This window comes from Azospirillum sp., from assembly GCF_035628975.1.
In the GTDB taxonomy this organism is placed as follows: Bacteria; Pseudomonadota; Alphaproteobacteria; order Azospirillales; family Azospirillaceae; genus Azospirillum.
In genome coordinates this window covers 1-12629 of sequence record NZ_DASPIS010000013.1, presented here as the reverse complement: position 1 = coordinate 12629, position 12629 = coordinate 1, and the positions used below count along the sequence as shown (strand labels likewise).

9 protein-coding genes are annotated in these 12629 nt (G+C 68.7%); 5 read left to right on the top strand and 4 right to left on the bottom strand.

Going from position 1 to position 12629, the window contains the following annotated elements; genetic code table 11:
- Nucleotide 1: 1 nt before the first annotated feature.
- Entirely contained in the window at nucleotides 2–724 is a 723-nt protein-coding gene (locus tag VD964_RS02750; protein ID WP_324865317.1) for a hypothetical protein, read from the bottom strand.
- Between the two features lie 533 nt (nucleotides 725–1257).
- Here VD964_RS02750 and VD964_RS02745 point away from each other — a divergent pair.
- A complete protein-coding gene (locus VD964_RS02745) occupies nucleotides 1258–2505 on the top strand; it encodes a D-alanyl-D-alanine carboxypeptidase family protein (RefSeq protein WP_324865315.1) in 1248 nt (415 codons plus the stop codon).
- 31 nt (nucleotides 2506–2536) lie between these two features.
- On the opposite strand, the gene VD964_RS02740 is transcribed toward VD964_RS02745, so the two are convergent.
- The 3 genes from VD964_RS02740 to VD964_RS02730 form a co-directional block, all read right to left on the bottom strand.
- Nucleotides 2537–3274 (bottom strand): response regulator, encoded by a 738-nt coding sequence (locus VD964_RS02740; RefSeq protein ID WP_324865313.1) that lies wholly within the window; start codon nucleotides 3272–3274, stop codon nucleotides 2537–2539.
- A 98-nt stretch (nucleotides 3275–3372) separates the two neighbouring features.
- The gene (locus VD964_RS02735) at nucleotides 3373–3864 is read right to left on the bottom strand and encodes an MmcB family DNA repair protein (RefSeq protein ID WP_324865311.1); all 492 of its coding nucleotides are present in this window, start codon (nucleotides 3862–3864) and stop codon (nucleotides 3373–3375) included.
- A 151-nt stretch (nucleotides 3865–4015) separates the two neighbouring features.
- Nucleotides 4016–5623 (bottom strand): PAS domain-containing sensor histidine kinase, encoded by a 1608-nt coding sequence (locus tag VD964_RS02730; protein ID WP_324865309.1) that lies wholly within the window; start codon nucleotides 5621–5623, stop codon nucleotides 4016–4018.
- Between the two features lie 275 nt (nucleotides 5624–5898).
- Here VD964_RS02730 and VD964_RS02725 point away from each other — a divergent pair, with 275 nt between their 5' ends.
- The 4 genes from VD964_RS02725 to VD964_RS02710 all read left to right on the top strand — a co-directional run.
- On the top strand, nucleotides 5899–7335 hold the full coding sequence (locus VD964_RS02725; protein ID WP_324865307.1) for a hybrid sensor histidine kinase/response regulator: 1437 nt from the start codon (nucleotides 5899–5901) through the stop codon (nucleotides 7333–7335).
- Nucleotides 7336–7614: 279 nt separating this feature from the next.
- Nucleotides 7615–9846 carry an ATP-binding protein gene (locus tag VD964_RS02720; RefSeq protein ID WP_324865305.1) on the top strand — a complete coding sequence of 744 codons (2232 nt, stop codon included), beginning with the start codon at nucleotides 7615–7617 and terminating at the stop codon, nucleotides 9844–9846.
- A 593-nt stretch (nucleotides 9847–10439) separates the two neighbouring features.
- Nucleotides 10440–11828 carry a bifunctional enoyl-CoA hydratase/phosphate acetyltransferase gene (locus tag VD964_RS02715; RefSeq protein WP_324865443.1) on the top strand — a complete coding sequence of 463 codons (1389 nt, stop codon included), beginning with the start codon at nucleotides 10440–10442 and terminating at the stop codon, nucleotides 11826–11828.
- Between the two features lie 14 nt (nucleotides 11829–11842).
- The coding region (locus VD964_RS02710) for an acetate kinase (protein ID WP_324865303.1) at nucleotides 11843–12629 on the top strand (787 nt) is incomplete at its 3' end.

The window sequence follows — 12629 nt, the reverse complement described above, 5'->3', positions numbered from 1 at the left end:
TTCAGTCCTCCGGAAGGGCGCCGAGCATCAGCGCCCCGAAGGGGGCGGTCGGGCCGACCAGCCCATAGTGGCCCTGCCCGTTGCGGCCGACCTGGACCTCGAAGAACACGCCGCCGTCCGCCAACTGGCCGGAGGAGGGCAGGGTGCGCGGCGCGTCCTCCGGCTCCGGCAGGCCGGGATAGGCGACGCCGGTCGGGTCGATGCTGCGCAGAAGCTCCGGGAACCGGGCGTCGGTGAAGCGGCTGGACGGGTAAGGGTAGGCGGTGAAGAACCACTGCCCGGAACGGCAACCGTTGATCAGCCAATAAAAGCCGTTCGACGGAAGCCGCAGCCCATGCGGCGGCGGGTCGAACGCCCCATCCTCGCGCAGGCGGCCGATGAAGCTGTCATACTGCGCGGCGCTCAGTTGCAGCGTCGCCTTGCGGCCGCGGGCGGCGGAGAAGGGATCGGCCGGCGTGATGCGGGCGAGGTCGGTCGCCTCGATCACATGCGCCTCCACCGCGGCACCGCCGCGCTCGGGATCGCCGACGACGTCGTATGTCCGCACATGACGATTGTAATCGGCGTTGAAGATCAGGCGGAAGCGGTCGGTCCCGTCCTTGCCGCAGCGGGTCCTCAGGTCGTCGCCGTTGAGATAGCTGAACCAGGTCAGCTTGCGCGCCACCGGATTGTCGGTCGGCCCGGCGGAGCTGCAGCCGGCGAGCGCCAGCAGGGATGCCGCCACGGATGCCGCCAGGCGGGCCGCGGTTGCACGGCGGGAGAGGCCGCGGCGAAGGCCCCTGGGGGAAAAGGCGTCGGCCGGAACGGTTGTTCCCGGTACGCTTGTGTCCGGGACGCTTCTTTGATGACCACGGCTCATTGTCGCTTGCCTCGCGTCAGCGGCCCCTGGTAGGTGGAGGGCGCAGGTCGCGGCGGCAAGCCCGATCGCCGGGCCCCGGCCGATCGGAGGGCGCCGGTAATCCGTCTGCCCCCATGCCGTAACCCCTCCGCTTGCGTGCCGTCCTCCGCGGTCTTCCCCGCCATCCTCCGTCAGCCAGGACCTGCCATTTTGGTCACAGACACTGCCAAAAGCCAAAGCAAGAAATTAACGAATTCCTGCTAGACACTGATTTCGCACGAATTTACCATTGAACCAAGCACCAAAATCTAGCGGTTGGCGGGGCCATCATGAGTGTAACGCGCAACACCGTTCGTAACGGATTGTTTCCGTTCGCCTTTCGCGGAACGGACACGGCCGGCGGGCGGAGTTCGGCGGGTGTGGGACGCCATTTCCTCGCGGCGGCCGCGCTGCTGGGCATGGTGGCCGTCGGGTCGGGCCTTTCGGCGGCCGAAGCGCTGGCGGCGAAGGCCGCGGCCATCGTGGTCGATGCCCGGACCGGGCAGGTGCTGATCGACCAGGACGCCGACGCCATCGTCCATCCGGCGTCGCTGACCAAGATGATGACGCTGTATCTCGCCTTCGACGCGCTGGAGGACGGTCGCCTGTCCCTCGACCAGCAGTTGCCGGTTTCCTCCTTCGCGGAGAGCATGTCGCCGACCAAGCTCGGCCTGCGTGCCGGGCAGACGCTGAAGGTCGAAACCGCGATCCTCGGTCTCGTCACCAAGTCGGCCAACGACGCCGCCGTCGTCCTGGCGGAAGCGCTGGGCGGCACCGAATCCCGCTTTGCCGAGATGATGACGCGCAAGGCGCGCGAACTGGGCATGCGCCGCACCGTCTACCGCAACGCGTCGGGCCTGCCGAACATGGAGCAGGTGACGACCGCCCGCGACTATGCCGCGCTGTCCCGCGCCCTGATGCGCGACCACGCCAAATACTATCCCTATTTCAGCCGCCGCAATTTCGTCTATGGCGGCCGCACGCTGGCCAACCACAACCACCTGATGTCCCGCTACGAAGGCATGGACGGCATCAAGACCGGCTACACCGTGGCCTCCGGCTTCAACCTCGCCGCATCAGCGGTGCGGGACGGGCGTCGGCTGGTCGGCGTGGTGATGGGCGGCAAGTCCGCCGGGTCGCGCGACAACAAGATGGCGGCGCTGCTCGACCAGGCCTTCGGCCGGCCCAGCCATGGCCGCGACGATGGTCCGGTGATGGCCAGCCTCGACACCACGCGCTCCGACGCTGTCGACGGCGAGGGGGATGACGACGACGAGCCGGTGGTGAAGGCCAAGCCGGTGCGCGCCGCCGTGCAGATGGCCGCGGTTCCCGCCGCTCCGGCGCGGGAGAGCAAGGCCACCCGAGAGGCCGGTTCGCATTGGGGTGTCCAGGTCGGCGCCTTCTCCAGCCGTGCGGCCGGCAACAAGGCGGTCAGCCAGGCGGTCAAGCAGGCTCCCTTCATCCTGCGCGCGGCCAAGGCCAGCGTGGTGGAGGCGAAGGCCGGCAAGGACACCGTCTATCGCGCCCGCCTGACCGGTCTTGACGAGAAGGATGCGCGCAAGGCCTGCGCGGTCCTTACGAAGCACGGCCACCATTGCGTTGCCGTGTCGCCCGGCGAGCGCGGCTGACCGGCGCCCATCGCGGAACGGGGCGGGGGGATCACCCCCGCGCCGCCACCACAGCCCAACGATCCAGAAACGCCAGCGCCGGCGCCATTGCGCCGGTCAGATGGGCCATCCGCCGCGGCAGGTCGGCACCGCTGCCGTCCTCCAACGCCGCCTCCAGTGCGCGGGCAGCGCGACGCAGGGCGAGGCAGCCATACTGGCCCGACACGCCGGCGATCTTGTGCGCCATCGCCCCGGCAGTCATCCGATCCCCGTTCCGCAAGGCTTCGCCGAGCGTCTGATCGTGCTGGCGCAGCACGGCCGCCGTCTTGCCGATCAACTCGGCGGTGCGGTCGGGCGGCAGCATGTCCCGCATCGTCGCAATGGCGCTTTCGTCGAAATCAGGCTCGTCCACCGGCGGGGTCGCTTGCGGCGAGCCGGCCAGTGCGGCGGCCAGGGCGTCCAGCTTCAGGGGTTTCGCCAGGATGCCGTCGGCACCGCAGCCGGCGCAGCGGTCGCGGCCATCGGCGGTGATGCTGGCCGTCAGCATCAGGATCCGCGGGGTGCCGCCGGCCGGCCGGTTGCGGATGGCGCGCACGGCCTCGTCGCCGGGCAGGCTGGGCAACCCCAAATCCATCAGGATCAGGTCGAAGGCGATCTGCGCGGCGGCCGCGACGGCGGCCGGGCCATCCTCCACCGCCACGACCCGATGGCCGGCACGTTCCAGCAGGGCGCGGGCGGCAAGGCGGGTGACCGTCTCGTCTTCCGCCAGCAGGATGTGCAAGGGGGGCATGCCGGTCCGCTCTTCCCGGTTGATGACAGGACCGCAGTCTAGCCGCTTCGCAGGCGGTGCGCACCCACACCATGAGACAGTGTCGTAAGGGGGCGGCGTCACACGGTCGGAGAGGCCTGGGTGAACATCGGATCCTCGATCCGGTGCAGGCGCCCGGCGCCGGTCATGGCCGCGCGCAGCAGTAGGGTCTTGCGGCGGGCGGCAGCCAGCTTGCTGACCGGCGCCTCGCGCAGGACCTCGGCGCCGTAAGCGTCGGCGACCATCAGCCCGCAATCCTCCGGGATCAGTTCGGTCGGGAACCCGTCGTCGACCGCGAAATAGAAGGCATCGCACCATTCGCGATACTCCTGCCATTTCTGGTCGGACCGGAAGTCGGGAACGCCGCTCTTCACCTCGACGATCAGGATGCAGCCGGACTCGTCGATGGCCAGCACGTCGGCCCGCCGTCCGCTCGCCAGCCGGAATTCGGTCAGGGTGGCATAGCCGCGCATCGCCAGCGCCCGCCGCACGCCACGGAAGATCGGCACCGCTCCGCCGGCGGACAGGGCGGTTTCACCATCGGAAGCCGGAACGGCAAGGTCGTCGCTCATTGGCGCTGCGCCACCACTGGAAAATAGAACGGTTCAGGAACGATGGGAGCACAATGCCGCGTCCGCCCCCCGGCGCCAAGGGGCAAAAAGAGTATGAAAGGCCGCGCCCGGTCCGAACCCGACGCGGTCCGGGCAACTCGGTTTGGCCCCCTCAGCCCGGAATGACGACCGGGGGCAGGGGAGCCGGCCTGCAACGGTCGCGCGGCAGGCTGCGGTCGGCGGGGAACACCAGAACGGCGGCGGTGCCGACTCCCGGCTCGCTGGTCAGCTCCAGCCGGCCGCCATGCATTTCAGCCAGCCGCTTGACGATCGGCAGGCCCAGCCCGGTCCCGCGGGAATTGCGGGCGATGGTGGAATCCTGCAGCTCGAAAGGGTGGAGGATGCGGGGAAGTTCGGCGGTCGGGATGCCGACGCCGGTGTCGGCCACCATCAGCCCGATCCCGCCGTCCGGCATCAGTTGTGCCGTCAGCACCACCTCGCCGCCCGGCCGGGTGTGGGTGACCGCGTTCGACAGCAGATTGGTCAGCATCTGGGTCAGCGCCTGGGCGTCGCCCTGCAGAAGCGGCAGATCGGCCGGCACGTCGCGGCGCAGGCGGACCTCGCCCTCCGCCGCGACCTCCTGCAGGGCTGCGGCGACCTTGAGCGACAGGGCGTCCAGATCCACCCCCTCCTCGGCCATCGGCATGGTGCCGTCCAGGCGCGACAACTCCAGGATATCGTCGATCAGGGCCAGCAGATGGCTCCCGGCATCGCGGATATCGCCGGCATAGCTGCGGTAGCGCGGGTTGCCCAGCGGCCCGAACGGCTCCGACAGCAGCATCTCGGAAAAGCCCAGGACGGCGTTCAGGGGCGTCCGCAACTCGTGGCTCATCTGCGCCAGGAAGGCGCTCTTGGCGCGATTGGCGCTTTCCGCCTCGCTGCGGGCGGCGCGCGCCTCCGCTTCGCGGACGCGCATCCGTTCCTCGTTCAGCTTCAGCGTGGTGACGTCGGTGTAGTGGACCAGCACGCCGCCGGGCACCGCATGTTCACGGCTGAGCAGCCAGCGCCCGTCAGGCAGCGGCACGACCACCGGCGGCTCCAGCCGGCGATGCCGCTCCAGCCGCACCCTCAGCCATGTCGCGCGCTCCTCCTCCGTGGTCAGGCGGGGATCGGACAGGGCGAAGCTGCGGGCCAGCTCCTCGAAGGGCACGCCGGGGACCAGCCGGTCGGCCAGCGCGGGCAGGTCGCTCTTCAACCGGCTGTTGGCGTGGACGAGGCGGTCGTCATGGTCGAACAGGGCGAAGCTCTCGGCACTGTGCTCCAGCGCGGCGGTCAGGCTTTCTGCAAGCGCTTCGGCCACGGAGGGCGCCTCCGGGCCCAGGTCGGTCAGGATCGCGCTGAGGCCGCCGGGCGCCGGGGCAGCCACCACCCGCCAGCGCACGGGAATGCCGCCGCGCCGCGCCGCGACCGTCCGCTCCACCGGTTCATGCAGGGCGTCCGCCAGCACCGCGAACAGTCCGGGGCAGGCGGCGTCGGTCGCACCGCCGCGCAGCCGGCGCCCGGCCAGAGGGGCGGCGCCCAGCAGCCGTTCCGCTGCCGCGTTGGCCGACCGCCATTCGAGGTCCGTCAGCGCGCCGGTGCAGTCGCGGTGGGCCTTGAGAAGGGCGACCGCGACCGGCAGCCGCATCATTGCCGACAGGAAAAGATCATCGGGCAGGACTTTCCCGGCCGTCGCCCGGCCGCTTTCCCCGTCGTCACAAGTCTGCGCGTCGCATTCCATCCAACCATCATTGCGGCCCATTCCTAAAAAACGCTGAAGGCCAAGCCTGGAATGGCGACGATTATTTGTCGAATTGTAACAGAAAGCCTCCTTTGCAGGTGGAGTCCATGGAATTTACCGAAAAAGCAACAAAAGGTATGATTGCGCGGTGCGTCATGATCTTCGCGTAAGCTCTGCCCAATGGCGGGCTTTGCAGCGGGCGATGGTTTCCATACTCTGGTAACTCCACAGCGTGATCGATGCCGGGGCGTTATGGTTTGGATGCAGGTGTGGCCATGAACGGCAGCCAAGACGATGCCGACTGCTCGGCGCCGCCGATTCTGGTGTTCGGCCTAGACGGGCGGCTGGCCGACTGGTCTCCGGCGGCCGAAGCCTTGCCGGGTCTGGACGGCCGCCTTGCGGCCGGGATGCCGTCCGCCGACCTGGAGGAGCGGGCCGGGCCGGCGCGCATGGTTGTCCCGCTGGCCGGTGGCGGGGCGGTGTGGTGGCTCGCCGACCTCACATCCTCCACCACCCACCCCGTCTCGACTTCCGCATCCGTGGACATTCCCGCCCCGGTCCCGGCCGTACCGCCGATGCGCGACCCGGCGGGGCGCCTGTTCGCTGCGGCGAGCCACGACCTGCGCCAGCCCCTGGCGGCACTGTCCCTGCTGATCGGCACGCTGGACGGCCGGTTGAAGGAGGGCCGCACGGGCGCGGCGGAGCGGTCGGGGCGCGACCTGCTTCACTCGATGGCCCAGGCGGTGGAGTCCATGCGCAGCATGGTGGATGGTCATTTCGATCTGGTCCGCCTGGAAAGCGGTCTGGTCGAGCCGGACGTCCGTACCCACGCCGTCAACGGGGTCCTGATGCGGCTTGCGCTGGACGTGGCGCCGCGCTTCGCCGACCGCGGGGTGCGCTTCAGCGTAATGCCCTGTTCGGCGATGGTGCGGACCGACTCCGCGCTGCTGGAGCGCCTGCTGCATGGGCTGGTCGCCAATGCCCTGCGCGTTACGGTGCATGGCCGGGTTCTGGTCGGTTGCCGCACCCGCGGCGACTGCCTGCGGATCGAGGTGTGGGACAGTGGACGCGGTCTGTCCCCGCAGCGGTTGGAGGCGCTGAGGGCGGAACTGGCGCGTCCGGCCGGGGAGGGCTCCAGCACTCTGGGGCTGGACCTGACGCTGGTCCGCGGCTTGGCACGCAAACTCGGCTTCGGACTGGAGGTGTGTTCGGCGGAAGGGCGGGGCACCGTCTTCGCGGTGATCGTTCCACGCTCCGTCGAGGCGGCGGAAAGTGGCGACAGGGAGGAGCCGCCTGCCGCAGCCGCGCCGGACAGCGGTGCGGCCGACATCAGCCGGACCCGCATCCTGGTGATCGAGGACGATCCGATGGTGCTGGCGGCACTGGAAGCGCTGCTGAGCCAGTGGGGGTGCAGCGTGGTGGGTGCGGAATCCTATGACGCCGCCGTCGAACGGATCGGCCCGACGCCTGACCGATTCGACCTCATCATTTCCGACCTGCGGCTGAAGGGAGCTGCAAATGGCATCGTCGCCATCCGTCAGATCGCCAAGCTGTTCGACCGTCCGGTGCCCGGCATGATCCTGACCGGCGATACCGATCCCAAGCGTCTGCGCGAGGCGCGCCTGTCCGGCTATCCGCTGCTCCACAAGCCGGTGGCACCGCTCGCTTTGCGTGCGGCGGTCATCCGCCTGCTTGGGCGCGATCCGCTTTGATAATATTGACTCTAAATCTGCGGTGATTCGGCAGGGCATGTGAAGGGTAGAGGAAGGGGGTGTTAATCGTTTCTGAAGCGCAATGACTTTTCTGAAACAGAGGCCGCAAGAATGCGGCAAAATGCGACAGAGATCTCTCGGCGATCCCTTCTTTCGATGCTTTCCGATCCCCCGATGGTTAGAACCGCATCCCTCTTTCGTTTGAGTGGGATCTTTCACATACCCATTTATGTCTTTCCCTCGCTATGATCGGGTATGGGCGGGACGGAGGGCTATCGGATGAACCGGCGATATCGGGGAGACGGACGGGCGGGCACGGCAGTTCCAGCCATCGTCTTTGCCGGCCTGTTCCTATCCCTCAGTGCTTTCCTTCTGATCCGTGCCGCGACCAGCGATGCCGAACATGCCCTGGCCGACCGCCAAGCGATCCAACTCCACGATGAACTCAAGACCCGCTTCGACCATCAGAGCGTCCTTCTGCGGGCGCTGAGCGGCCCCATGGCCGGACCGGAGCCGGTGACGGAGGCGAGCTTCTCCTCGGCGGCCGAACCCCTGCTTCCGCTCTATCCCAATCTCCGCGCCGTCGTCTGGTCACGGCGGATGGCCGAACGCGACCTGCCGCTGCTGGAGCGGGCGATGCGGTCGGCCGGCCACACGTCCTTCGCCGTCCGCTATGCCGCCGAGGACGCGGAGCTGGAACCCGGCGCCGACCGGTTCGTGAATGTGCTTGCCGAACCCAAATCGGCGGCCAGCCTGATCGGTCTGGATATGGCCAGCCTGCCCGGGCAGCGCGACGTGCTGGTCCGATCCTGTGCCGCCAATCGCGTGGTCGCGGCCGAAGGAGAGCCGCTGCGGGCGGAATTCGGCCCGGATTCCGCGCTGATCTACCTGCCGGTCTATTCGCGCGACGTCGATGCCGGGGAGGAGCGGTTCGCCGCACGAACGGTCTGCGATGTCCTGACCGGCTTCCTGTGGACCAGCTTCGACGTCGACCAGTTGCTGCGCGATGCGGTTCTGCGGGTGGGGCTGACCGTTGGCGACGCCTATCTGCTGGACCCGAAGGCGGGAACACCGCGGCTGCTTGCCGCCGAAGGGGCGTTGAGCCGTCCCGGCGAGCTTCCGCATCCTCCGATCCGGCCGTTGACGGTGGAGCAGCTGAACGGGGAGGCGGCAACGCGGGCCATCGTCCGCGACATCGCCTATGGCGGTCGGGTGTGGCGGCTGTACGTGGTGCCGGGGGCCGTGCGGCTGTTCAGCGCCGACGACCGGCTGGCCTGGACCATGCTGATCGGCGGGCTCCTTCTGACCGCCGGCGCGGTGGCCTATGTGCTGCGCGAGGCGCGGACGAAGCGCCTGCTGCGCACCGAGGCGCGCGCCCGCGCCGCCATGGCCCGCGCTTTGCGTGAAAGCGAGGAGCGGTTCCGGATGGCCCTGCGCTATTCCAAGGTGACGCTGTTCACCCAGGACCTCGACCTGCGGCATCTGTGGGTCTATTGCCCGCAGCCGGACTTCCGTCCGGAACGCATGATCGGCCGTACCGACGCCGAGCTGTTCCCGCAGGACGCCGACCGGCTGATTTCGGTAAAGCGGTCGGTGATGGAGCGCGGGATCGGCGCCCGCTGCGAAGTGGAGATGACCTATAACGGCATCCGCCGCGCGCTGGACCTGTCGGTGGAACCGATGCGCGACGACACCGGGGCGGTCTGCGGCATCATCTGTGCCGCGGTCGACATGACGGAGTCGGTCGAAATCCGCGAGGCCCTTGCCCGCGCCCATGCCGAGGCGGAGCGCGCTAACCAAGCCAAGAGCCGTTTCCTGGCCGCAGCCAGCCACGACCTGCGCCAGCCCTTCCAGGCGATGAGCCTGTTCCATCACATCCTGTTGAGCAAGCTGGACGATCCCCAGCAGGTGGAGGTGGCGAACAAGCTTGGCGAGGCGCTGAGCGCCGGCAACACGCTGCTGTCCACCCTCCTCGATACCTCCGCGCTGGAGGTCGGCAACGTGAAGCCGCGGGTCGTCGATTTCGACGTGCAGGACATCCTCGGACGGCTGTCCATCGAGATCGGCGATCAGGCCATCGACCGCGGACTGGAGTTGCGGGTGGTGCCCTGTTCGGTGCGCGTGCGCAGCGACCCGATCCTGCTGGAGCGGATGGTGCGCAACCTGCTGGTCAATGCCCTGCGCTACACCACCGAAGGGCGGATCCTGCTGGGCTGCCGCCGCCGCTGCGAGGGCGAAGGCGGCGACCGCCTGTCCATCGAGGTTTGGGACACCGGTCCCGGCATCGCCGAAGCCGAGATGACGGCGATCTTCGAGGATTTCTACCGCTGCGGCACCGACCAACGCGACAGCGGGCGCGGCCTGGGCCTGGGGCTGTCGATCGTCCGCCGCATGGCCCAGATGCTGGACCATCCCGTCGCCGTGCGGTCGCGGGTGGGGCACGGCACCGTCTTTACCGTCAGCGTCCCGCGCCTCGTGCAGCATTGCCCCTGCGCAGCTGCCGCGGAGTGAACGGACGGCCAGGCACCCGCAGTCCGGTCCTTGCCGCCACGTCGGCTATGCCGCAGCGCGCAATGGGAGCAGTTTTCCCCACGGGTCCGCTTTTCTCGTCCGCGGACGCGAAAGTTTCGGTTATGCTGCGGCCGCTCACCGCTCCGAAACGAACTCAGTAACCCAGCTGCAACAATAGCTTGGTAACTTTATTGATGTAGGTCATTGGGTCCCCTGCCCATGGGGGCTATTTCTTTCGCACAAGCACACTCCTTGGAAAATCCTTGGAGAGTGACGGTTCCGCTTCGGCGGGACCCAACAAGACGGGTTCCGGCCCGCCGCCGTCGGCCTGCCCCAGCGGGCGCCGCGGCACGGGAACCGGGATCGGGAGGATACGGCCTGCCGCGGCGACGGGTGCCCCATCCCAGGGGCATCCGTCCCGGTCTCCGGCATACGGGTTCGCCTGCGGACGGGCTTTCGTCCGTCCGGCGGCCCGTTGGTCGGGCGCCGCGATCCTTTTGAGGAGCTTTGAGATGGACACCGTCACCGCCGCCTTCTCCGCCGCTCCGGCGGGCCGCAGCGGCATCGTTCCGACCGGCAAGAACGGCAGCCCCATGATCGAAAACGTCACGTTCGAGGAAATCCGCATCGGCCAGCAGGCCAGCCTGTCGCGCCGGCTGACCATGTCCGACATCGAGCTGTTCGCGACGGTGTCCGGCGACCTCAACCCGTCCCATGTGGACGAGAACTACACCGCCGACCACAAGGTGGTCGGGCACGGCATGTGGTCCGGTTCGCTGATCTCCGCGGTTCTCGGCACGCTGCTGCCCGGCCCAGGCACCGTGTATGTCGGCCAGGATCTGCGCTTCGAGCGTCCGGTCCTGCTGGGCGACATCGTCACCGTGACGGTCACCGCCAAGTCCAAGGATGCGGAGCGCAAGACGGTCGTCTTCGACTGCCTCGCCGCCAACCAGGACGGCAAGACGGTCGCGACCGGCGTCGCCGAGGTGATCGCCCCGACGGAAAAGTTCTGCCGCGCCGCGGCGGAACTGCCGCAGGTGCAGGTGATCCGCCATGACGGCCACGAACTGATGCTGAAGAAGTGCGAGTCGCTGCCGCCGGTGCCGACCGCCGTCGTCCATCCCTGCGACGAAAGCTCGCTGCGCGGCGCCGTCGAGGCTGCCGAGGCCAACCTGATCGATCCGGTGCTGGTCGGTCCGGAATCCAAGATCCGCTCCGTCGCCGACGCCTGCGGTCTCGACATCTCCCGCTACCGCATCGTCGACGTCGCCCACAGCCATGCCTCCGCCGAGACCGGCGTGCGGCTGGCCCGTACCGGCGAGTGTGAGGCGGTGATGAAGGGCAGCCTGCACACCGACGAACTGATGGGCGAGGTGGTGCGGAAGGAGACCGGCCTGCGCACCGGCCGCCGCCTGAGCCACGTCTTCGTGATGAACGTCCCGACCTATCCGCGTCCGCTGCTGATCACCGATGCGGCGATCAACATCTACCCGACGCTGGAGGACAAGGTCAGCATCGTCCAGAACGCCATCGACCTCGCCAAGGTGCTGGGGACCGAGGTTCCGCGCGTCGCCATCCTGTCGGCCGTCGAGACCATCAACACCAAGATCGCCTCGACGCTGGAAGCCGCCGCGCTCTGCAAGATGGCCGACCGCGGCCAGATCACCGGCGGCATCCTCGACGGCCCGCTCGCCTTCGACAACGCGATCAGCCGCGAGGCCGCCATCACCAAGGGCATCAAGTCCGAGGTGGCCGGCCAGGCCGACATCCTGCTGGTCCCCGACCTGGAAGCCGGCAACATGTTGGCCAAGCAGCTGTCCTTCCTGGCCCATGCCGATGCCGCCGGCATCGTTCTGGGGGCCCGCGTGCCGATCATCCTGACCAGCCGCGCCGACAACGTACGCACCCGTCTGGCGTCCTGCGCCGTGGCCGTCCTGTCGGCCGCCGCCCGCCGCCGCGGTGCCGCCGCTGCGGCCGAGTGAGGAGGGCAGGGCATATGTCCAACGCGATCCTCGTCATCAATGCCGGTTCCTCCAGCCTGAAATTCTCGGTGTTCCGGGATCATGGCGGCGGGGATCCGGTGGTCGCCATCAACGGCCAGATCTCGGGCATCGGCACCCAGCCGGTGTTCGAAGCCAAGGACGCCCAGCGCCGCCCGCTCGCCGAAAAGAGCTGGGGAGCGGGGGAGGCCAGCGACCGCACGGCGCTGCTGTCCTACCTGCTCGACTGGATCGAGGAACGGCTGGAAGGGGCGACGCTGATCGCCGCCGGCCACCGGGTGGTGCATGGCGGCGTCCGCCACGCCGCCCCGGTGCTGCTGACCCCGGCTCTGCTGGACGAGTTGGACGGTCTGGTCCCGCTCGCCCCGCTGCACCAGCCGCACAACATGGCCGCCATCCGCGCGCTGGCCGAGGCGCATCCGGAGTTGCCGCAGGTCGCCTGCTTCGACACCGCCTTCCACCGCAACCAGCCCTGGCAGGCGCAGACCTTCGCCATCCCGCGGGAGCTGACGGAGGAGGGCGTCCGCCGCTACGGCTTCCACGGCCTGTCCTACGAGTACATCGCCCGCCGCCTGCCGGAGATCGCGCCGGAACTGGGTGATTCGCGGGTGGTCGTCGCCCATCTCGGCAGCGGCGCCAGCATGTGCGCGATCCATGGCGGGCGCAGCGTCGACAGCACCATGGGCTTCACCGCCCTGGATGGCCTGCCGATGGGCACCCGCTGCGGCACCATCGACCCGGGCGTGCTGATCTATCTGATGCGCAAGGGCATGGACGCCGGCG

Bases quoted from the DNA above. Each gene is read 5' to 3' on its own strand.
- VD964_RS02730 (WP_324865309.1), bottom strand. From the start codon at position 5,623: ATGGAATGCGACGCGCAGACTTGTGACGACGGGGAAAGCGGCCGGGCG.
- VD964_RS02720 (WP_324865305.1), top strand. From the start codon at position 7,615: ATGAACCGGCGATATCGGGGAGACGGACGGGCGGGCACGGCAGTTCCA.
- VD964_RS02725 (WP_324865307.1), top strand. From the start codon at position 5,899: ATGAACGGCAGCCAAGACGATGCCGACTGCTCGGCGCCGCCGATTCTG.
- VD964_RS02715 (WP_324865443.1), top strand. From the start codon at position 10,440: ATGATCGAAAACGTCACGTTCGAGGAAATCCGCATCGGCCAGCAGGCC.
- VD964_RS02740 (WP_324865313.1), bottom strand. From the start codon at position 3,274: ATGCCCCCCTTGCACATCCTGCTGGCGGAAGACGAGACGGTCACCCGC.
- VD964_RS02735 (WP_324865311.1), bottom strand. From the start codon at position 3,864: ATGAGCGACGACCTTGCCGTTCCGGCTTCCGATGGTGAAACCGCCCTG.